Origin of the sequence: Thermococcus camini (assembly GCF_904067545.1) — an archaeon.
Classification (GTDB): domain Archaea; phylum Methanobacteriota_B; class Thermococci; order Thermococcales; family Thermococcaceae; genus Thermococcus; species Thermococcus camini.
The window spans coordinates 609,616-629,675 of record NZ_LR881183.1 but is presented as its reverse complement, the minus strand read 5'-3'; the positions used below and the strand labels follow the sequence as shown (position 1 = coordinate 629,675).

Sequence of the window (20,060 nt, the reverse complement as noted above, 5' to 3'; positions counted from 1 at the left end):
TTTACCACCTCCCAATGAGTTTCATTATGAGCGGAACACGCTTGATGCAGAAATCCACAATGATCCGCCTCCCGCCGTCGGAGTTCACGATGACGGGGGAACCGTCCACGGTGATGTTCGCGTGGTTTATCGGGATGAACCAGTATCGGAATTCCCTCCCAAGGTAATCGCGGGTCTTCTTGACGTAAAAGCCGTCCGTCAGGTTCTGAATGTCCTCGGGAAGGCCTGCCCCGAAGTCCTTCCATCTCATTTCAACGGCGTAGAAACCGGTGTCGTTGGCGACGAGCACCTCCACCACGGGGCTCCGCTCAACGCTGTGGACGTAGGATATCTCGATCGTGGAACCAAGAGGATAAATGTGGGATTCACCATCAACGGTTATCTCAACCGCTTTAACAGGAAGAAAGAGCAGGAAAAACGTGAGAACAACTGCAAAAAAAGAAAGAGTTTTCCGGCTCAAAGAGACCCTCCTCACGGCTTTAATTCGCTGGGGACTGTCTTGCCCTTCTCCTCGTAGTACTTGACTGCCCCGGGATGGAGCGGAATGCTCATACCGTCAAGGGCCGTGTCAAAGCTTATGTACTGGGCCTTGGCGTGAACCTGCCTTAGCTCGTCAACGTGGAGGAAGAGGAGCCTGGTCATGGCGTAAACAACGTCATCTGGAACGTCGGCGCTGACGACGAGGATGGCTTTAACGGCAAGGGTGGGTGTATCCTCGGTCATGCCCTTGTAGGTGTCCTTCGGGAGGGTCTGGCTGACGTAGAATATGTACCCCTTGTCCTTAAGCTTCTTGAGGATATCCTCCCCTATTGGGAGAACCCTGACAGGGGTCTGAACGGCTATCTGGTCGATGGCCGGAGTTGGGGCACCCGAGACTATAACCGCTGCGTCGATCTGACCGAGCTTGAGCTGCTGAGCAGCCTCGCTGAACTTGAGGTAGACCTTATCAACGTCGTTCCAGACCCCCGCCGCTTCCAGTATCTGCTGGGCAGCTACCGCAGTACCGCTTCCGGCGGCACCAACGGCAACCTTCTTGCCCTTGAGGTCAGCAAGGGTCTTTATGTTACTGTCCGCCTTAACAACGAACTGAATGGTCTCGGGGTAGAGCGCCGCAACACCGCGGATCTTGGTGACGGGCTTGCCTTTAAAGGCATCGAGAATAACTCCCTTGTAGGCATAAAAAGCAACGTCGTTCTGCAGTATAGCGGCCTGGGCCCTTCCTTCACCAATGGCCTGAGCGTTGGCAACGCTGGCGCCGCTGGTGACGGCCCTGGCATCAATCTTTATCCCGGTTTCCTCCCTGCTGTACTGGTTGAGGATGTTAGCGTAGGCAGAGCCGAGCGGGTAATAGACGCCGCTGGTTCCTCCGGTGTATATCTCCACCGAGTAGCTCTCGGTTGGGCCTGTGGAGGAGGTGGTTTCCCCTCCGGGGCTTATACAACCGGCAATAAAGACCGCAAAAAGCAAAACCACAACCAATCCTATTGAGACAAACTTTCTCATAGTCCTGCACACCTCCAAACTATAATGTTCGTTTATGGCCTAACGACCACATTAGGATATTGAAGCACATTGTATGTTATATAGTTTGCGTTACATTTTCGTAAATCTTTCATTGGATGCCAACGTGAAACGTAAGAATCTCGATATGAACTATACAAAGGTAGAATTTCGAACCCGGGCAAAGCCTTTTAATCAGAAGGGGGATCTCCCGTGGGGGTTGTAAAATGAAAGTTATAATGACAACCAGGATCGACCTGGCTTCCATGAACATAATGAAAAAGCTCATCGAGAACTTCGGATTCAAGGAGACGGAAGGGGAGTTCGACGGCAATCCCATCTATTCAAAGGATGACACCCTCATCCTCACGACGAACGATGAGATGATATACTACGACGGCCTCGATGGGGCCATAAAAGGGCAGCTTGGAATCACCCCGGATATCATAGTATTCGCCTCGCGTCACTCCAGCAGGCAGAAGCTTCCCTCCCTTACCACCCACGTCACCGGCAACTGGGGGAACGCGATGTACGGGGGGAAAGACGAGAGCCTCGCCATAGCCCAGCCGGCGGCCATGAAGCTTGCCCTCATGAAAATGGACGAGCTCAACGACCTCGGCTGGACCGTCTGCTACGAGGCAACGCACCACGGCCCCAGCGAGCTCGACGTGCCGAGCCTGTTTATTGAGATAGGCTCGAGTGAGGAGGAGTGGGTCAACGATAGGGCGGGGGAAATAATAGCCGAGACGATAATCCACGTGCTTGAAAACTATAAGACCACCAGGTTCCCTGTGGCCATAGGCATAGGCGGCGGACACTACGCCCCAAAGCAGACCAAGAGGGCACTTGAGACCGACATAGCTTTCAGCCACATAGCCCCGAAGTATGCACACCCAGTTAAAGAGGCGCTTCTCCTCAGCGCCATTGAGAGAACACAGGGGAGAGTCGATGCCATTTACGTTGACTGGAAGGGCAGCAGGGGTGAAACCAGGCAGCTGGCGAAGAGACTGGCCGAGGAACTGGGCTTGGAGTTCATAAGGGACTGAAGGGGCGAAATCTTTAAAGATGTTGAGCGGGATTTTAAAATCAACACTCGTCCTTAGCTAAATTTATATACTACCTGCGTACAAAGTGGAACAGATGTTAAATTGCCCGGAGGGTGAAAAGATGCTGAAGCTGATTGAAGATGCCATTGAAAGAACCTCCGCCGGCCTTAACAAGGTGCCGGAGGCCCAGGCCCCCCAGACTGACATCGATGAGGAGCTCAGGAGGATCCTTGAGCAGATTCAGGCTAAGATTAATGTCGTTGGTGTCGGCGGTGCCGGCTGTAACACCATTAACAGGATGATGCAGGTTGGTATTCAGGGCGCTAAGGTTGTCGCAATAAACACGGACGCCCAGGACCTCCTCAAGGTTCGCGCTCACAAGAAGATACTCATCGGTAAGGAACTCACCCGCGGCCTCGGAGCAGGGAACAACCCCAAGATGGGTGAGGAGGCCGCCAAGGAGAGCGAGCGCGAGATAAGGGAGGCTCTTGAAGGAGCGGACATGGTCTTCATCACCTGCGGTCTCGGTGGAGGTACCGGCACCGGTGCTGCTCCGGTCGTTGCCGAGATCGCCAAGAAGATGGGGGCCCTCACAGTCTCCGTCGTCACCCTCCCATTCACGGTTGAGGGCATCAGGAGGATAAAGAACGCCGAGTACGGCCTGGAAAGGCTCAGGAGGAACAGCGACACCGTCATAGTCATTCCGAACGACAAGCTCATGGAGGTTGCCCCGAACCTGCCGATCCACATGGCCTTCAAGGTCGCCGACGAGATACTCGTCCAGGCCGTTAAGGGCATCACCGAGCTCATCACCAAGCCCGGTCTCGTCAACCTCGATTTCAACGACGTTCGCGCCGTCATGAAGGACGGCGGCGTCGCCATGATCGGTATCGGCGAGAGCGACAGCGAGAAGAGGGCCCTCGAAGCTGCCCAGCAAGCTTTGAACAGCCCGCTCCTCGATGTTGACATAAGCGGTGCCAAGGGAGCTTTGATAAGCATCAGCGGAAGCGACGTCAAGCTCGAGGAGGCCCAGCAGATCATCGAACTCGTCACGAGCAAGCTCGACCCGGAGGCGCAGGTCATCTGGGGTATCCAGCTCGACGAGGAGCTGGAGAAGATGATCCGCATCCTCATCGTGGTCACCGGCGTCAGCTCACCCTACGCGGTGGCCGAGGAGGAACCGGGCTACTACGGTGAGGAGCAGGAGAGAAAAGTTATTAAGCTCGATCTTGAGGAGCTCTGAGTAACTTTCATTTTCAAAATTTAGCGAGGTGACGGGAGTGGCAACGACCACGGAAAAGCTTAAAAGCTTCTTCGCGGAGTCGCGGAGGGTTTTGATGGTCACTAAAAAGCCGGGAATGAAGGAATTTAAGATGGCAGCGAAGATAACCGGCATCGGAATGCTCCTGATAGGTACCATTGGCCTTATACTCCGCCTGATAGGCTACCTGATTACAGGGGCCTGAACTGTTCACGGGTGAGAGCGATGAGCGACGGCAAGATATTCACAGTGCGTGTCACGGTGGGACAGGAAGAGACCACCGCCAAGCTGATATACAGCAAGATTAAGACGTACAACCTTCCAGTTTACGCCATACTGGCGCCGTCGAAGGTTAAAGGCTACATCTTCATAGAGGCGCCGAGTAAAAGCGCCGTGGATGAGGCCATAAAGGGCATACGCCACGCCAAGGGGACCCTCCCCGGCGAGGTCAAGTTCGAGGAGATAGAGCACTTCCTCGAGGAGAAGCCCGCTGTGAGCGGCTTCGAGCCCGGCGACATCGTTGAGCTCATCTCCGGCCCGTTCAAGGGCGAGAAGGCCAAGGTCGTCAGGGTCGACGAAGCCAAGGACGAGATAGTAGTCGAACTCATAGGCTCGATCGTCCCGATTCCGGTCACGGTGAGGGGCGAATACGTTAGACTTATAAGCAAACGCCAGAAGGAGTGAACGGTCAACAGACAGAGGTGAGAAAAATGGCACAGGTTGTTGAGGTGCTCGTTGAGGGAGGAAAGGCTTCACCCGGACCCCCGCTCGGTCCTGCCATCGGTCCGCTCGGACTCAACGTCAAGCAGGTCGTTGACGAGATAAACAAGGCCACCAAGGACTTCGAGGGAATGCAGGTTCCCGTCAAGATCATCGTCACCGACCCGAAGAAGAAGACCTTCGAGATCGAGGTCGGTGTCCCACCGGTCAGCCAGCTCATCAAGAAAGAGATAGGCGCCCCGAAGGGCTCCAGTGAGGCTGGCCACAGCCCGGTCGGGAACCTGACAATGGAGCAGGTCATCAGAATAGCGAAGGCCAAGGTTGACCAGATGCTCGCGGCCGACATTAAGGCTGCGGCGAAGGAGGTCATCGGTACCGCCCTCAGCATGGGCGTTACCATCGAAGGCAAGGATCCCAGGGAAGTTCAGAGGGAGATTGACGAAGGCGTTTACGACGAGATTTTCGCCAACGCCGAGGAGTGAGGGAAAAGTTTAAAAATCCCTCTTTTTAGGCATCTTTGACTTTTTCCGGCTTAAATCAAAAACGAAAGGAGGGCTGTAAATGGCCTTTGACAGGCAGAAATTCGTGGAAGCGGTGAAGGAGGCGAAGGCCCGGGCTAAGCCGCGCAACTTCACACAGACCGTCGAAGTGGCAGTCAACCTCAAGGATATAGACCTCCGCAAGCCGGAGAACAGGTTTAAGCTTGAGGTTGTGCTGCCCCACGGTCGTGGGAAGGAGCCCAAGATCGCGGTCATCGCTGATGGTGCCGTTGCCGAGGCGGCTAAAAAGCTCGGGCTTGATGTGATTAGTGGAGAGCAGCTTGAGGAACTTGCCAAGAGCCCAAGGGAAGCCAGGAAGCTCGCGAAGAACTACGACTTCTTCCTAGCGGCGGCCCCGCTGATGCCGAAGATCGGTAGGTACCTCGGTAGGTACCTCGGTCCGAGGAACAAGATGCCGCAGGTAGTTCCGCCGACCATGACCAACCTCGAACCGATAGTTGCCAGGCTCAAGAGGACCGTCAGGCTGCAGCTCAAGAACAACCCCGTTGTGCACGCCAGGATAGGAACCGAGGACATGGACGACGAGAAGCTGGCAGAGAACGCAGAGGCCGTTCTCAACGCTATCATCAACAAGCTGGAGCGCGGCGAGAACCAAGTGAAGTCAGTGTACGTCAAGACCACCATGGGACCGGCAGTTAAGGTGGAGAGGTGAGGAAGATGGCCCACGTTGCCGAGTGGAAGAAGAAGGAAGTTGAAGAGCTCGCCAACATAATCAAGAGCTACCCAGTGATAGCGCTCGTTGACGTCGCCAACGTTCCAGCCTACCCGCTCAGCAAGATGCGTGAGAAGCTCAGGGGCAAGGCGCTCCTCAGGGTCAGCAGGAACACCCTCATAGAGCTCGCCATAAAGAGGGCCGCCCAGGAGCTCAACAACCCGGACCTCGAGAAGCTCATTGACCACATCCAGGGCGGAGCCGGAATCCTCGCCACCGAGATGAACCCGTTCAAGCTCTACAAGCTCCTTGAGGAGAGCAAGACCCCTGCCCCGGCCAAGCCGGGAGCGGTGGTTCCCAGGGACGTCGTGATCCCAGCCGGTCCGACCTCAATCTCGCCGGGCCCGCTCGTCGGTGAGATGCAGACCCTCGGAATCCCGGCGAGGATCGAGAAGGGTAAGGTCAGCATCCAGAAGGACTACACCGTCCTCAAGGCCGGTGAGGTCATAACCGACCAGCTCGCGAGAATCCTCAACGCGCTCGGAATCGAGCCGCTCGAGGTCGGTCTCAACCTGCTCGCGGCCTACGAGGACGGAATCGTCTACACTCCAGAAGTCCTGGCGATCGACGAGAGCGAGTACATCAACCTGCTCCAGCAGGCCTACATGCACGCGTTCAACCTGTCGGTCAACACCGCCTATCCGACGGGCCAGACCATCGAGGCCATCATCCAGAAGGCCTTCCTCGGAGCGAAGAACGTCGCTGTGGAGGCTGGCTACGTCACCCCAGAGACCGTCGAGGACATCTTTGGCAGGGCTCTGCGTGCAGTCCTGCTCATAGCCCAGGAACTGCCTGAAGAGTTACTCGACGAGAAGACCAAAGAGCTTTTAAACCAACAGGCACAAATAGCCGTTGCCGCTCAGCCTCAAGAGGAGAAGGTCGAGGAGGCTGAGGAAGAAGAGGAGGAAGAAGAGGAAGCCTCAGAGGAGGACGCGCTCGCAGGACTGGGCGCGCTCTTCGGCTGAACTTTCCATTTCCCTCGTATCCCTGAACAAATCCGTGTGAAATGAATGAAAAAATGAAGATGATTGGAGGTGCGAAAAATGGAGTACGTGTATGCCGCTCTGCTGCTCCACGCCGCTGGTAAGGAGATAACCGAGGAGAACCTCAAGGCCATCCTTGAGGCCGCTGGTGTCAGCCCGGACGAGGCCAGGATAAAGGCCCTCGTTGCCGCCCTTGAGGGCGTCAACATCGACGAGGTCATCGAGAAGGCCGCCATGCCGGTTGCCGCCCCGGTTGCCGTTGCCGCTGCTCCGGCTGCCGAGGCCCCGGCTGAGGCCGCTGCTGAGGAAGAGGAGGAAGAGGAAGAGGAGGCCAGCGAGGAGGAGGCCCTCGCCGGTCTCGGTGCCCTCTTCGGCTGAACTCCTTTTCCCTTTGTCCGCCCCTGGCGGACACCAACCACTTTTCTTTGAAGTTCTCAATCAAAGGGGTGATTCTTTGACTTTTTTCTTTTGCAATCAGCACCGCAAACTTTATTTTTGGGCCCCGTTACTTACCACGGGGGCCCGTGGCCTAGGGGATATGGCGCCGGCCTTCGGAGCCGGTAGTCGCGGGTTCGAATCCCGCCGGGCCCGCCATAAGAAACTTTTGCCAAGCAAAAGTTTCATCAAAGTTTGTGATTCTCGCCACAATGCGAAGTTAGGGTGCATTTCTCCTAAAAGGCCCCTCTGCATCGAACCAGTGGAAAGAGAACTATCAAAAAGATTCGCTCAAAACGGCACCCGAGGGGTGCCTGAAAAGACGAATCCCCACTAATGAACAATTTTAAAAGGGTTCACGCTCTAACGGGGCAAGCTCGCACGAAATGCCTCCGTTATAGGCTCTCCGAGAGGAATCACGACCTTTTGGTGAAGCTTCCTTTTTGCTGGCGGAATGTTGAGGACTATTCTACAGGGCTTATGTCCAGTCTGCCCTCATATCTCGCCAGTTCAAAGTGCGTTCTTCGCGATTGGGCGTCTGCTGGATACTGGCCGGATTCTTTTTATAGTTCTCACTCCAACGTTTGGCGGTGGTTGGTAATGATGCTCCCAGACTGGAAAATCAGGAAGGAAATTCTAATCGAGCCCTTCAACGAGAAGTCCCTTCAGTCAGCAGGCTACGACCTGCGCGTTGGGAGAGAGGCGTACATAAACGGAGAACTGATAGACGTTGAAGAGGCTGGTAAAGTGGTAATTCCCCCAAAGACATACGCCCTCATCCTTACCCTCGAGAGGATAGGACTCCCTGACGACGTCATGGGTGACATGAAGCTCAGGAGCAGCCTCGCCAGGGAGGGTTTACTCGGCTCCTTCGCATGGGTTGATCCCGGCTGGGACGGCAATCTTACCCTCGGAATCTACAACGCCTCCGATGAACCGGTCGAGCTCTCCTACGGAGAGCGCTTCGTGCAGATAGCCTTCATAAGGCTGGAGGGACCGGCCAAAGACCCCTACAGGGGCAACTACCAGGGAAGCCAGCACTTAGCGCTCTCAAAGAGAAAGAAGTGATTTCCCCTAGATGAGGGTTTTCCCCTTTCTTCTCCCTCTCGCCGCCCACGTTTGAATAATTTTCCGGTGCCGTTAGCAGTATCGACCAGTACCTTTTTCCAATCGTGCCCACGGCCGTTAAAAGGCTCCACCTGGGTGGACCCTCCAATGGGCCGTAGTGTCATGACGGCAGAACCGGAAGGAAAGCAGGTGTCAATGAACACCTAACTGGCCAAGTTAAATTTATTTAAGGGTGTATCCGGCGTTAAACCGGCGGAAAAGCCCCCTTTTACCGAAAGGTTTATATATCTCCAATTCCCTAAAGAATACCGAAGAACCCGTTAAGGAGGTGTTGCGAATGGCCGAGCTTCCGATTGCCCCGATTGACAGGCTTATAAGGAAGGCCGGCGCTGAGAGGGTCAGCGAGGACGCTGCCAAGGTTCTTGCCGAGTACCTCGAGGAGTACGCCATCGAGCTTGCCAGAAAGTCCGCCGACTTTGCTAGGCACGCCGGCAGGAAGACCGTCAAGGCCGAGGACATCAAGCTTGCCATCAAGGCCTGAAGGCCTTTCTGGCTTCTTTTACTTCTCCTTCCACAACCGTTAGCGTTTTAAGTTAATTCTCCAGGCTTCAAACATGCCAGAGATAGCGGTGAGGATGACAAAGCGCAATCACAACGCCTTTGTTCATCTGCTCGGAGCCCTGGAGAGCCAGGGATTTGACCTCAGTGAGCTGATAATAACCAAGGATTTCAGGGAGATACTGAAAGCCAGACCGAAGGTTGTTCTCTACTCCTTCTTCACCGAGGAGATATGGGGGCCCCTGACCGAGGAGGTACGCCTTCTGAAGGAGAAAGGGGCCCTCCTCGTTGCCGGAGGCTACCACGCGATAGCCATGCCGAAGCACACCCTGAACCAGCTCGGTTTTGACATCGCCGTTATAGGCGAAGGGGAGGAGGTTCTCTACAGGCTCCTCACCGTGCTGAAAAAGACTGGGTACCGGATCACAAAGGAGCTCCTCGACATAAGGGGGCTGGCATTCTACCTCAATGGTGAGTTCACCTTCACCGGTTTTGCAAAGGTGGAGGATTTCTGGCGCTTTCCGCCGTATCCCGAGAGCGTTCGCTTGATATCCCCCATCGAGATAACGAGGGGCTGCCCCTTCGGCTGCTACTACTGCCAGACGCCGTACATCAAGGGGCTCCGGATGAGACACAGGCCGATAGACCAGATCGTAAAGTACTCCCGCAGGATGAGGGACATGCGCTACATAACCCCCAACGCCTTCGCCTACGGCTCACCGGGGGCAATACTCAGGCTCAACAAGCTCGAGGCCCTTCTCAGGGCACTTCAGCCCCTCCGGAAAGAGAGTAGGAGACTCTACTACGGGACATTTCCGAGCGAGGTCAGGCCCGAGTTCGTCCTCCCGGAGACACTGGAGCTCCTCATTGACTATGCAGACAACAGGAGGTTGGCCATAGGCGCCCAGAGCGGGGACGATGCCATGCTCAGAGCCATGCACAGGATTCACAGGGTCGAGCACGTCCAGCGGGCGGTGGAATACATGCTTGAGTACGGCTTCGAGCCGGTCGTTGACTTCATCGTCGGCCTGCCGAACGAGAGTGAAGAAAGCCAGCGCAGAAGCATCGAGCTGATGAAATGGATAATGCGTAAGGGTGGCAAGGTCAGGGCCCACTACTTCATGCCGCTCCCCGGAACGCCGTGGGCAAAATGTAAACCTTCCCCGCTGAGCGATGAGATGAAAAAGTTCCTGGGGAGGATGGCAGCGAAGGGTAAGGTAGAGGGCTCGTGGGGCAACCAGATTGAGCTCTCCAGAAAACTCCAGAGGCTTATGGAGGAGTTCTATGAGGAGCCCATGAGCCACACGGTGCCCGTGCGTAACGTCTGCTGATTACCATTCACATGGACATGTCAAAGAGCCACCCAATAAGCTTATAACCTCATTCTTTCGTTATCCAACCGACGGCGAAATGTACGCCGAAAACTATAAAAGATTCCTGGAGCTTATAGATAAACTGCGAGAGTTTGAGGGTGCCCTCATAGTGGAGGGCATGCGAGACGAGGTGGCTCTGAGGAATCTGGGGGTCAGGGCGGAGATAATAAGGCTCTCCCGCCTGCCTTTAACGGAAGTTGCGCTCATCGCCTCATTGCATAAAGAGGTCATGATACTTACGGACTTCGACAGGAAGGGCGAGGAACTCGCAAGGAAGCTCCTCCGTTATCTGGAGGGCTATCCCTGCAGGGTCGATGCAGAGACGCGCAGGGAGCTCAGGAGAATCGCAAAGAAGGACATTAAAGGTATCGAGGATCTCTACGGCCTTTACCTTAAGGTCGTCTCCGTTTCTGACCCCCTGGCGGAGGGGATTCGATGAAGAGGAAGAAGACAGTGCTTCACCACATTTTGGCTGAAAAGCAGAAGTTTGAAAAACGGAAAGAGGGTGATGGTATGTCAGCCAAGGACGAATTCGGAACGACCAAGTATGTAATATACGCGGAGTTTGAAGCAAGCGGAATTGTTGAAAGGCCGGACGTTGTTGGTGCTATTTTTGGACAGACTGAGGGTCTTCTCGGTGACGATCTTGACCTCAGGGAGCTTCAGAAAACCGGAAGGATTGGAAGGATAAGGGTTGAAGTTCACACCAAGGCCGGAAAGACTTACGGAACGATAACCGTCCCTTCAAGCCTCGACAGGGTTGAGACCGCGATTCTGGCGGCAGCCCTCGAGACCATCGACCGCGTTGGCCCGGCGGAGGCCAACATAAAGGTCCTCCGCATCGAGGACGTCCGTGCAACCAAGAGGAAGTACATCATAGAGAGGGCCAAGGAGATACTCGAGGGGCTCATGGAGCAAGAGATACCGGAAACCCAGGAACTCACCGAGGAGGTTAAGAAAGCTGTCCGTGCCAAGGAGCTCATAGAGTACGGCCCCGAGAAGCTCCCAGCCGGACCCCACGTTCCGTTCTCTGACTCGATTATCGTCGTCGAGGGAAGGGCCGACGTCCTCAACCTGCTCAAGCACGGGATAAAGAACGCCATAGCAGTAGAGGGTACTTCGGTTCCCGAGACGATAATAAAACTCAGCAGGGAGCGCATCGTTACCGCCTTCACCGACGGCGACCGCGGCGGCGAGCTCATCCTGAAGGAGCTCCTTCAGGTTGCCGATGTGGACTACGTGGCAAGGGCACCGGAGGGCAAAGAAGTTGAAGAGCTTACCAAGAAGGAGATAGTCAAGTCCCTCAGGAGCAAGGTCCCGGCGGAGCAGGTTATAACCGAGATATTCTACAAGGGCAGGAACTTCTACGACGTCATCAAGGAAAAGGAGAAGGCAAAGGCAAGGGAAGAGAGGACGGAGGAGCGGAAACCCCCTGCCCACGCCCCCGGCCAGGTGCAGAAGAAGCCGGAAAAGCCCGAAAGGGCCGAGCCCAAGAGGGAGGAGAGGATAATAAAACCCATCCAGCAGCCGAAGCCAAGCGAGCTCGATGAGTTCGGCGAGCTCATAGAGAAGGTCAAGGCCTCCAAGGAGTCGATGGCGCTCCTCCTTGACAAGGACAAAAACGTCCTCGCGGAGATACCCGTCAGGGAGATGACCGGGCGGCTCAAGGAGCGCAAGGACGTCTACGCCGTCGTCTTTAACGGCGTCATCACCCAGAGGCTCATCGACACGGTGAGCGAGAGCGGCGTCAAATACCTCGTCGGCGCGAGGAAGTACAACGTCGTCAGGCGCCCGATAAACCTCAAGATAGTCACCTTCGCGGAGTGAGCTCCGCACCCCTTTTCTCCCAATTTCTGAGGACTAACTTTATAACCGCTCCCTCCATTCTCCCACCGGTGAGGAGAATGAACGTGGAGGAACTCATACTGAAGTACGCGCTCATCAATGCCTACACCCACAAGGGAAAGGCAAACCCGAAGGCGGTTATAGGAAAGGTTCTCGGCGAGAACCCTGAGCTCAGGCCAAAAGCAAAGGAGATAATCCCGCTCGTGAACGAGATAGTTGAAAAGGTGAACACACTCCAGCTCGAGGAGCAGGAGGCAAAGCTGAGGGAGCTTTACCCCGAGTTCTTTGAGGCAAAGAAGGAGAAAAAGGAGGAGAAAAAAGGCCTCCCGCCCCTGCCAAAGGCCGAGAGGGGGAAGGTAGTTACCCGCTTCGCCCCCAATCCGGACGGCGCGTTCCACCTCGGAAACGCGAGGGCCGCTATTCTGAGCCACGAGTACGCGAGGCTCTACGGCGGCAGGTTCATACTCCGCTTCGACGACACAGACCCCAAGGTCAAGAGGCCCGAACCGAAGTTCTATGAGTGGATCAAGGAGGACCTCGAGTGGCTTGGCTTCAAGGTCGATGAGGTTCACATCGCCAGCGACAGGCTGGAGATATACTACAGGTACGCGGAGGAGCTCATAAAGGGCGGAAAGGCCTACGTCTGCACCTGCCCGCCTGAGAAGTTCCGCGAGCTTCGTGACAAGGGCATCGCCTGTCCGCACAGAGAGGAGCCGCCGGAGGTCCAGCTCGAGCGCTGGAAGAAGATGCTGAACGGAGAGTACAGGGAAGGCGAAGCCGTCGTCAGGATAAAGACTGACCTTAAGCACCCCAACCCCGCCGTCCGAGACTGGCCGGCGCTGAGAATAATCGATAACGCGGACCACCCGCGCGTCGGCGACAGGTACCGCGTCTGGCCGCTCTACAACTTTGCCTCGGCCATAGACGACCACGAACTTGGCGTCACCCACATCTTCCGCGGACAGGAGCACGCGGAGAACGAGACAAGACAGCGCTACCTCTACGACTACTTCGGCTGGGAATACCCGCAGACGGTTCACCACGGAAGGCTCAGCATCGAGGGGGTCATCCTCAGCAAGTCCAAAACCAGAAAAGGAATAGAGGAGGGCAAGTACCTCGGCTGGGACGACCCCAGGCTCGGCACCATAAGGGCCCTCAGGAGGCGCGGCATAAGGCCGGAGGCAATAAGAGAGCTCATCATCGAGGTCGGCCTCAAGAGGAGCGACACCACGATAAGCTGGGACAATTTAGCCGCGATAAACAGGAGGATAATCGAGCCGATAGCAAACCGCTACTTCTTCGTCGCTGACCCGATTCCGATGTACATCGAGGGCTATGACGAGGAATTCATTGCCGAGATTCCGCTCCACCCGGATCACCCGGAGAGGGGCGTTAGAAGGCTCAAGTTCGTGCCCGGAAAACCCATCTACGTCTCGAAGGATGACATGGAGCTGTTCAAGCCAGGCAACTTCGTCCGCCTGAAGGACCTCTTCAACGTCGAGATAGCCGAGGTCTCAGAGGGGAGCATAAAAGCGAGGTTCCACAGCGTCGACTACGAAGTCGCCAGGGAGAACCGCTGGAGGATGGTGCACTGGGTCACAGAGGGGAAGCCCTGTGAGGTCCTTGTCCCGGAGGGGGACGAACTCGTGGTAAGGAAGGGCCTCCTGGAGAGCGATGCCAGGGTCAGCGTGGACGACGTTGTTCAGTTCGAGCGCTTTGGGTTCGTCAGAATAGACGAGGTTGGGGAGAAGGTCGTTGCGATATTCGCCCACAGATGATCCCGTTCTTACTACATTTTTCTTCTGAAAGCCTTATCCTACCGGCAGGGAATAGGACAGATCCAGGATAAAAGAGAGAAAGAATCAGGCGCTCCTCTGTGGGACCAGGCTGTCCCCAAAGAAGCCGAAGAGCACGACTATCGCCGCCAGGATTCCGGAAGCAATGTACACCCCACCCATCCTGAAGACTCCAAAGAAGGCGTAAAGGCCACCAACTGCCAGTATAATAGCGCTTATTGCAACCACTGCCATTGCCGGGGTCGAGAGCTTCTCCTTTGAGGACACCACTGGATACAGCTCGTATATGGCCGTGAAGAACGTCGCAGCGACGACGGCCTTAAGTACCATGTCCGCTATCGTCGGGGGGGAGTCAAAGATTCCTATGAGCAGCGATGTTCCGATCAGGTAGGTGGCGGCCCTGCTTCTGCCGACTCCGAATAGGGACTCGACTATCTGGAGGCCAACCTCCGCCGTCGGGAGCAGGCTGGTTACTCCCGCGAAGAACGCCGATACTCCTATCAGAATCAACAGAGTCTGGTAATCCACCAGTATGTCCGGGAGGTCCCCGAGCATCTGGATGGCTCCCTCTTCACCACCGTAGACGTACTGGAGAAGCCTGTCGGGGGTCGTGGGTGCGATGGCGTAGACGACTATCACCGTGGAGAAAATTCCGATTAGCAGCTGAATCAGGATTCCAGTTCCGATGATGACCTTGGCGTTGAAGCGCTCGTTGATGAAGCTGCCGAGCATCAGGTAGAAGGCAAACCCAAGGCCGACTCCATAGATGGCCCTCTCCGCGGCAGCCTTTATCATAGCGAGGCTTATTCCGTGCCTGGCAAACACCATGTGCTTGGCCATGCCAAGGAACGCGGCGTTCTCAGGTATCTGGGTCTTGAAAGCAATAGCGGTGATGAAAACCGCGACGACGAAGATTATCGAACCGAAGGCCATTATCGCAAAGGTCTTCTCCTTGGCCCTGGTGAGTATCAGAAAGATTATGGCGAACATTATTATCTTCGCTATGAGCCTTGCAACGGTTCCGGTGCCGAGAACCGGCGACAGTATGGAGAGCATAGTATTGGCGGTGTAGTATGACAGGAACATTGCCACAACCACGAAGATCGACAGCACCATCGCGGGTCTGCTGGAAACCTTGTTGTACAGCTCAACGAAGTAGTAGCCGGACTTCATTACAGTTTCCGCTTCAAGTATGGCGACATAGGTCAGTATCGTTAGGAACACTATGTACACTGCCATTCCGGTTATACCATACTGGAGCCAGAACTGCGGAAACAGTCCTATGCTGCCGATGCCTGTGGCAAATCCTGCAACCAGGAATATCAGATACAGGGTCCACTTCTTCACCTCATCCATTGATTTCACCCCCATGGGTTGTTCAGCTTTTACAATGAACGCTTCAGGTTAAAAAGATGTCCCTCCACTAAGAAAGTCTAAAAGTTCCAACTTGTATTCTAAGGCACAGTACCGCACAGGTATGAAACAAAAAGGAAAGTTCAGGCGTCGAGGTTCTTCCACTTCACCAGACCGAGGAGGAAGCGGTGGGGCAGCTTCTCGTGGTGCGGATAAACGCGGAGTGCGTAGTGCCAGCAGGGGTCGCCCAGATGCCTGAGAGCGTTGCCCTCGTAGGTGTAGAGCCACCTGCCGCCTTCGAGTTTCCTCGGATGTCTGAGCTCTATTATGTGGGCCCTCTCGACGCTGTAGCCCTCCGCCTTAACCCCATAGTAGAGCTCCACGCGGACGTCTTCCGGCTCAAGCCCGTCTAGGACGACCTCCACCTCCAGACCGGTTCCGTCTTCGCGAACCTTCGGATCGCAGAGCCGCACTTTGTCCCACGAGGCGGTGACGCGGTCCTTCCACGCGGCAATGTCCTTCGCACCGCGGTATCCGTCGCGGGTGAGCCAGATGTGGTTGCTCATGGCCTTGGAGTAAAAGCGGTCCATGTACTCCTTGACCATTCTGTGTGTGCTGAAGCGGGGGGCTATGCCCTTGATGCTCTCCTTCATCATGTAAATCCAGCGCTCGCGGTTGTCGTAGTAGGTCGGGATTATCTCCCTCTCAAGGAGTTCGTAGAGAGCCTGTGCATCCTTGAGGTCGTCAGCCTCAGTTTCAGGCTCCGTGCTCTCCTCGCCGATCACCCAGCCGTTCTTGCCATTGTAGCCTTCAACCCACCAACCGTCGAAGATGCTCGCGTTTAAGACACCGTTCAGGCCAGCCTTCATGCCGCTCGTTCCGCTCGCCTCCAGCGGTCTGCGCGGGTTGTTGAGCCAGACGTCAACGCCGGCAACCATTAGTCTGGCGCTTCCCATGTCGTAGTTCTCCATCACGAATATCTTGCCCCTGAACCCGGGCATCTGGCTGACCTCGTAAACGCGCTTAAGGAATTCCTTGCCCGCCTCGTCCATCGGGTGGGCCTTTCCACCGAAGACCAGGTACACCGGCCGCTCGGGGTCGTTGAGGATCCTCTTCAGCCGCTCGAGGTCAGTGAACAGGAGCGTCGCCCGCTTGTAGGTTGCAAAGCGTCTGGCGAAGCCGATTATGAGTGCGTTCTCGTCGATGTTCGGGAGGGGGTCGTCCGTACCGAGGCGCCCGTTCCTCTGCATTACCTTCCGCCTGAGCAGTTCAATGAACTGCCTCTTGGCTTCGAGGTGCGCCTCCCAGAGCTCCTCGTCGGGGATCCTTTCAACGGCGTACCAGATTCCCTCCAGGTTCGTGTGTTCACGCCAGACTTTTCCAATATAGCGGTCGAAGAGCTTCCTCATCTCGTTGTGGACCCACGTCATGGTGTGGATTCCGTTCGTGATGCCCTCTATCGGTATCTCGTCTATGGGGACGTCGGGCCACAGGTCCTTCCACATGCGCTTGCTGACCTCCGCGTGGAGCTGGCTCACGCCGTTGACGTAGCTCGACGTCCTTATGGCAAGAAGGGTCATGTTAAGCTGGTCACCTTCCCTGCCGAGCTCCAGAAGCTCTTCCCTGCCATCGAGGAACTTTGCCAGTCTCTTCCTGACCTCCTCTATCGGGAACCTGTCGTGGCCGGCCGGAACCGGGGTGTGCGTGGTGAAAACCGTCGTGCCTCTAACTATGCTGAGCGCCTCCGTGAAGGTAAGGCCCTCCTCCATGTACCAGGCCATCCTCTGGAGGTTCGCAAAGGCAGGATGCCCCTCGTTGAGGTGAACGACACCGGGTTCTATTCCGAGCCTTTTCAGGAGCCTCATCCCGCCGATTCCAAGGAGTATCTCCTGCTTTATGCGCTTGTCCATCTCAGCGTTGTAGAGGTAGTCGCATATCTTCCTATCGTCTTCGCTATTCTCGGGCACATCCGTGTCGAGGAGGTATATCCTGACCCTGCCGACCCTCACCTCGAAGGCCCTAGCGTGGACGATGCCATCCCCAATAGGAACCTCGACCAGGAGCGGTTTTCCATCGCTACCGAGAACCGGTGTGATCGGCATCTCTTCCGGCCGATACTCTGGGAATATTTCCCTCTGCCTGCCATCCCTGTCAATCTCCTGCCTGAAGTAGCCGTGCTTGTAGAGAAGGCCAACCGCTATGAACGGAAGCCCGAGGTCGCTCGCGGTCTTCACGTGGTCGCCGGCGAGAATTCCCAGACCACCGGAATAGATGGGCAGGCTTCTGCTTATGCCGTACTCCATGCACAGGTACACTATCGGCTTGTCCCACTTGGGATAGTTGGTCGAGAACCAGGTGCTCTCAGGATTCATATAAGCCTCAAACTGATCCATCACCAGCTCGTAGAGGTTCATGAAATCATCGTCACGGAGGAGCTCCCTGAAGCGGTCTTCCGGTGTGTCCAGCAGGAGCTTAACGGGGTTCTTGTGCTCGCGCCAGAGTTCCGGGTCTATCCGTTCCCAGAGCTTGGTAGCGCGTCTGTTCCAGCTCCACCAGTAGTTGTAGGCCAGGTCGGCCAGGCCCTTAAGCGGATGGGGAAGCTTCTCCCTGATTGTATCACACGTGCACGTATCTAACTCCGCCATGGCAACCACCCGTATATCATCCTGGGTGATACTTAGTCATTGATGTCCTTAAAAAGCCTTGCCGCTCGACGTTTGACGAAGGCTCACAAAAGGAGAAAACGGGAAGAAGTTCACTCTCCCTCAAAGGCAGAGGGACTGATGTAGTCCCCGTACTTCTCTCTGGCCTCAAGGAGGCGCTTCCTTTCCTCCTCAAGAACCTGGAAGAGCTCCTCCGGGACTTCCCCAACCTTCTCGCGGTAGATTGTCTCGATGCGCTCTATCTTGGCGAGAAGCTCCGGAACGCGGATGGTGAACTGCTTCTCGTAGTCCTCCCTGGTATAATCCTTGTCGAGAACTTCCCTGAAAAGCCTCGCCAGGTCCTCGTACTTCGGGATGTAGCCTATTGGCGTCTCAATGGCATCGACGTCGCCGTGAACCCTCAGCTCCATCCACTTGAGCCATACCGCTTTGTCGAGCTTGTGGTTGAGCCAGTTGCCGTTCTCGTCGCGGAGGAAGTAGTTCACTGCGAATATCTTTGGAGCCTTTCTGAGCTTCTTCTCGAAGTCCAGGTAGTTCCTGATGTACTCCCCGAGCGGGACGCTCATGAAGTCGAGTATGGCCATCGGGTTGAAGGCCCTGACACCCTCCTTGCCGAGGGTTGCCGCGGTGGTCTCGCTCTCAAGTGAGGCACCCATCGTTATGACACCGTGCTTCCAGTCGAAGGCCTCCCTGACCGGCGGCCAGGTGTCCTTGTCGCGGCCGCCGAATATCATTCCGCCGACCTCAACGCCGCATGGGTTCTCGAGAGCTTCAAGGTCAACGTTCGGGAAGTGCTCGAGCGAAACGGTGAAGCGCGCGTTCTTGTGGCTCGGGGGTATCTCGTTTCCTTCCTTGTCCTTCTTCCCGCGCCACCACCTTCCGCTGTGGTTCTCACCTTCCTCTGGAATCTCTATGCCCATCTCGTTCCAGTAGGGCTTTCCGTCCTTGACGAGGACGTTGGAGAAGATTATCTCGACCGGCGAGTGCAGGACCTTCCAGATAATCGGGTCGTCCTCGGGATTGACGCCCTGGATGATGCCGAAGACACCCTTCTCGACGTTCGCTCCCCTGGCGACGCCATTGACGGGCACTATGAAGCTGAGGTCATCTCCAACTATGTTCTCCCAGGGTATCATGGCCGTTGAGGTCTTTCCGCACATGCTCGGGTAGGCGCCGGTGAAGTAGGTCTTCCTTCCGTTCGGGCCGTTAACGCGCATAAGGAACATGTGCTCGCTGAGCCAGCCTTCCTTAACAGCCTTCTGGATGGTAAGGCGGAAGGCGAGTTTTTTCAGACCGATTGTGTTCCCTCCGTACTGGGTATTCACGGAGTAGACGGTATCGTCGAGAAGGTCTATATAGATACGCCTCTTATCGAGGTTCTTGCTCGTCTTCCTCTCGTCGAGCTCCCCAGCCGAGTGAACGAAGCGGAAGAATTTAGCATTCCTCCCGAGTCTCTTAAACTCCTCGTAGCCCTTCCTGTAGAGGATGAACTCCGAGTGGGCAACGTAGGCTGAATCTGTGAGCTGGACGGCGGGAATCGTGAAGACCGAGTTCCTGGGTCCGAGAGCAAAGAAGCACACAAAGAGCTCCTTGCCTTTCATAACGCCCTTCATGAGCTCGCGTATCTCCTTCAGCCCCTCATCCCTGTCCTTGGTATTCAGGAAGGGAATCTCCTTCCCGCCGGGAACGAGGAGCTTCGTGTTGGCCTTGTCGCGGGCCTGGTCGTAGTAATTATCGTAGTGAACCGTGTGATTCGGGGTCTCGAGCATCCTTTCTTCGCCGTAGTAGAGGGCCTTCCATTTGACATAGGCCTCGTCCTCGGGGCTGTCCGTGCAGACGAAGACCTTATCTGGCTCAAGCCACTCAATCCACTCCGCCAGAAACTCGTGGAGTTCGGGGTTGTTCAGAGCCTTGATTTTCTCAAACTGCTCTCTATCAAGGAGCTTTTCAAGCTTCTCAAGGGCGTTCATAATATCGCCTCCGTTGGGAGTTGGATTCAGGCTTAAAAATTCTTCGTCGTTGTGACCAGCAGATGGGGCAATTCCAGGGCGTGTTTTGGTTATTATCCAGAAAAGGGAGGACAGCTTGTCACAACGACAGGTACCCGATGTCCATATCCATCGACCGGTGTTCATCTGTCGGCATCAGGCGCAAAGTATATTAACTCGCGGTGATATAGACTATCGG

General features: G+C 55.7%; 19 protein-coding genes and 1 tRNA gene. 15 read left to right on the top strand and 5 right to left on the bottom strand.

The features are described from left to right. Position 1: 1 nt before the first annotated feature. Positions 2-460 (bottom strand): DUF1850 domain-containing protein, encoded by a 459-nt coding sequence (locus TIRI35C_RS03340; RefSeq protein ID WP_188201720.1) that lies wholly within the window; start codon positions 458-460, stop codon positions 2-4. An 11-nt stretch (positions 461-471) separates the two neighbouring features. Then, entirely contained in the window at positions 472-1,503 is a 1,032-nt protein-coding gene (locus TIRI35C_RS03335; RefSeq protein ID WP_188201719.1) for a TAXI family TRAP transporter solute-binding subunit, read from the bottom strand. Positions 1,504-1,727: 224 nt separating this feature from the next. Here TIRI35C_RS03335 and TIRI35C_RS03330 point away from each other — a divergent pair, with 224 nt between their 5' ends. The 15 genes from TIRI35C_RS03330 to TIRI35C_RS03260 all read left to right on the top strand — a co-directional run bounded on the left by TIRI35C_RS03330 (position 1,728) and on the right by TIRI35C_RS03260 (position 13,839). Then, the gene (locus tag TIRI35C_RS03330; protein ID WP_188201718.1) at positions 1,728-2,546 is read left to right on the top strand and encodes a D-aminoacyl-tRNA deacylase; all 819 of its coding nucleotides are present in this window, start codon (positions 1,728-1,730) and stop codon (positions 2,544-2,546) included. A gap of 121 nt (positions 2,547-2,667) precedes the next feature. Then, the gene (gene ftsZ, locus TIRI35C_RS03325; RefSeq protein WP_188201717.1) at positions 2,668-3,789 is read left to right on the top strand and encodes a cell division protein FtsZ; all 1,122 of its coding nucleotides are present in this window, start codon (positions 2,668-2,670) and stop codon (positions 3,787-3,789) included. 37 nt (positions 3,790-3,826) lie between these two features. Continuing rightward, positions 3,827-4,012 carry a protein translocase SEC61 complex subunit gamma gene (locus TIRI35C_RS03320; RefSeq protein ID WP_014012332.1) on the top strand — a complete coding sequence of 62 codons (186 nt, stop codon included), beginning with the start codon at positions 3,827-3,829 and terminating at the stop codon, positions 4,010-4,012. A gap of 20 nt (positions 4,013-4,032) precedes the next feature. Next, a complete protein-coding gene (locus TIRI35C_RS03315; RefSeq protein WP_014012333.1) occupies positions 4,033-4,491 on the top strand; it encodes a transcription elongation factor Spt5 in 459 nt (152 codons plus the stop codon). Between the two features lie 26 nt (positions 4,492-4,517). Further along, on the top strand, positions 4,518-5,009 hold the full coding sequence (locus TIRI35C_RS03310) for a 50S ribosomal protein L11 (protein WP_188201716.1): 492 nt from the start codon (positions 4,518-4,520) through the stop codon (positions 5,007-5,009). Positions 5,010-5,088: 79 nt separating this feature from the next. Next, on the top strand, positions 5,089-5,739 hold the full coding sequence (locus tag TIRI35C_RS03305; RefSeq protein WP_188201715.1) for a 50S ribosomal protein L1: 651 nt from the start codon (positions 5,089-5,091) through the stop codon (positions 5,737-5,739). Positions 5,740-5,744: 5 nt separating this feature from the next. Beyond that, positions 5,745-6,764 (top strand): 50S ribosomal protein L10, encoded by a 1,020-nt coding sequence (locus tag TIRI35C_RS03300; protein WP_188202988.1) that lies wholly within the window; start codon positions 5,745-5,747, stop codon positions 6,762-6,764. A 78-nt stretch (positions 6,765-6,842) separates the two neighbouring features. Then, positions 6,843-7,160 carry a 50S ribosomal protein P1 gene (gene rpl12p, locus TIRI35C_RS03295; protein WP_014012337.1) on the top strand — a complete coding sequence of 106 codons (318 nt, stop codon included), beginning with the start codon at positions 6,843-6,845 and terminating at the stop codon, positions 7,158-7,160. 140 nt (positions 7,161-7,300) lie between these two features. Next, a tRNA-Arg gene (locus tag TIRI35C_RS03290) sits at positions 7,301-7,376 on the top strand. Between the two features lie 441 nt (positions 7,377-7,817). After that, positions 7,818-8,285: a dCTP deaminase gene (gene dcd / locus TIRI35C_RS03285; RefSeq protein ID WP_188201714.1), complete on the top strand. Its 468-nt coding sequence runs from the start codon at positions 7,818-7,820 to the stop codon at positions 8,283-8,285. A gap of 337 nt (positions 8,286-8,622) precedes the next feature. After that, entirely contained in the window at positions 8,623-8,826 is a 204-nt protein-coding gene (gene hpkA, locus TIRI35C_RS03280) for an archaeal histone HpkA (protein ID WP_014012340.1), read from the top strand. A gap of 73 nt (positions 8,827-8,899) precedes the next feature. Then, positions 8,900-10,174, top strand: a complete 1,275-nt coding sequence (locus TIRI35C_RS03275; protein WP_188201713.1) for a TIGR04013 family B12-binding domain/radical SAM domain-containing protein — start codon at positions 8,900-8,902, stop codon at positions 10,172-10,174. 79 nt (positions 10,175-10,253) lie between these two features. Continuing rightward, on the top strand, positions 10,254-10,655 hold the full coding sequence (locus TIRI35C_RS03270; RefSeq protein ID WP_188201712.1) for a toprim domain-containing protein: 402 nt from the start codon (positions 10,254-10,256) through the stop codon (positions 10,653-10,655). Continuing rightward, positions 10,652-12,043, top strand: a complete 1,392-nt coding sequence (dnaG, locus tag TIRI35C_RS03265; RefSeq protein WP_188201711.1) for a DNA primase DnaG — start codon at positions 10,652-10,654, stop codon at positions 12,041-12,043. Before TIRI35C_RS03270 ends, dnaG begins: the two co-directional genes overlap by 4 nt. 77 nt (positions 12,044-12,120) lie before the next feature. Beyond that, entirely contained in the window at positions 12,121-13,839 is a 1,719-nt protein-coding gene (locus TIRI35C_RS03260; protein WP_188202987.1) for a glutamate--tRNA ligase, read from the top strand. An 84-nt stretch (positions 13,840-13,923) separates the two neighbouring features. On the opposite strand, the gene TIRI35C_RS03255 is transcribed toward TIRI35C_RS03260, so the two are convergent. From TIRI35C_RS03255 to TIRI35C_RS03245, 3 genes are all read right to left on the bottom strand, one after another. Next, positions 13,924-15,213 carry a sodium-dependent transporter gene (locus TIRI35C_RS03255; protein ID WP_188201710.1) on the bottom strand — a complete coding sequence of 430 codons (1,290 nt, stop codon included), beginning with the start codon at positions 15,211-15,213 and terminating at the stop codon, positions 13,924-13,926. 140 nt (positions 15,214-15,353) lie between these two features. Then, the gene (malP, locus tag TIRI35C_RS03250) at positions 15,354-17,855 is read right to left on the bottom strand and encodes a maltodextrin phosphorylase (protein ID WP_188201709.1); all 2,502 of its coding nucleotides are present in this window, start codon (positions 17,853-17,855) and stop codon (positions 15,354-15,356) included. A 110-nt stretch (positions 17,856-17,965) separates the two neighbouring features. After that, positions 17,966-19,843 (bottom strand): phosphoenolpyruvate carboxykinase (GTP), encoded by a 1,878-nt coding sequence (locus TIRI35C_RS03245; protein ID WP_188201708.1) that lies wholly within the window; start codon positions 19,841-19,843, stop codon positions 17,966-17,968. Positions 19,844-20,060 lie beyond the last annotated feature (217 nt).

Coding starts and splice junctions, on each gene's coding strand:
- TIRI35C_RS03335 (WP_188201719.1), bottom strand. CDS start 1,503: ATGAGAAAGTTTGTCTCAATAGGATTGGTTGTGGTTTTGCTTTTTGCG.
- TIRI35C_RS03330 (WP_188201718.1), top strand. CDS start 1,728: ATGAAAGTTATAATGACAACCAGGATCGACCTGGCTTCCATGAACATA.
- ftsZ (WP_188201717.1), top strand. CDS start 2,668: ATGCTGAAGCTGATTGAAGATGCCATTGAAAGAACCTCCGCCGGCCTT.
- TIRI35C_RS03315 (WP_014012333.1), top strand. CDS start 4,033: ATGAGCGACGGCAAGATATTCACAGTGCGTGTCACGGTGGGACAGGAA.
- TIRI35C_RS03310 (WP_188201716.1), top strand. CDS start 4,518: ATGGCACAGGTTGTTGAGGTGCTCGTTGAGGGAGGAAAGGCTTCACCC.
- TIRI35C_RS03305 (WP_188201715.1), top strand. CDS start 5,089: ATGGCCTTTGACAGGCAGAAATTCGTGGAAGCGGTGAAGGAGGCGAAG.
- TIRI35C_RS03300 (WP_188202988.1), top strand. CDS start 5,745: ATGGCCCACGTTGCCGAGTGGAAGAAGAAGGAAGTTGAAGAGCTCGCC.
- rpl12p (WP_014012337.1), top strand. CDS start 6,843: ATGGAGTACGTGTATGCCGCTCTGCTGCTCCACGCCGCTGGTAAGGAG.
- dcd (WP_188201714.1), top strand. CDS start 7,818: ATGATGCTCCCAGACTGGAAAATCAGGAAGGAAATTCTAATCGAGCCC.
- hpkA (WP_014012340.1), top strand. CDS start 8,623: ATGGCCGAGCTTCCGATTGCCCCGATTGACAGGCTTATAAGGAAGGCC.
- TIRI35C_RS03275 (WP_188201713.1), top strand. CDS start 8,900: ATGCCAGAGATAGCGGTGAGGATGACAAAGCGCAATCACAACGCCTTT.
- TIRI35C_RS03270 (WP_188201712.1), top strand. CDS start 10,254: ATGTACGCCGAAAACTATAAAAGATTCCTGGAGCTTATAGATAAACTG.
- dnaG (WP_188201711.1), top strand. CDS start 10,652: ATGAAGAGGAAGAAGACAGTGCTTCACCACATTTTGGCTGAAAAGCAG.
- TIRI35C_RS03260 (WP_188202987.1), top strand. CDS start 12,121: ATGAACGTGGAGGAACTCATACTGAAGTACGCGCTCATCAATGCCTAC.
- TIRI35C_RS03255 (WP_188201710.1), bottom strand. CDS start 15,213: ATGGATGAGGTGAAGAAGTGGACCCTGTATCTGATATTCCTGGTTGCA.
- malP (WP_188201709.1), bottom strand. CDS start 17,855: ATGGCGGAGTTAGATACGTGCACGTGTGATACAATCAGGGAGAAGCTT.
- TIRI35C_RS03245 (WP_188201708.1), bottom strand. CDS start 19,843: ATGAACGCCCTTGAGAAGCTTGAAAAGCTCCTTGATAGAGAGCAGTTT.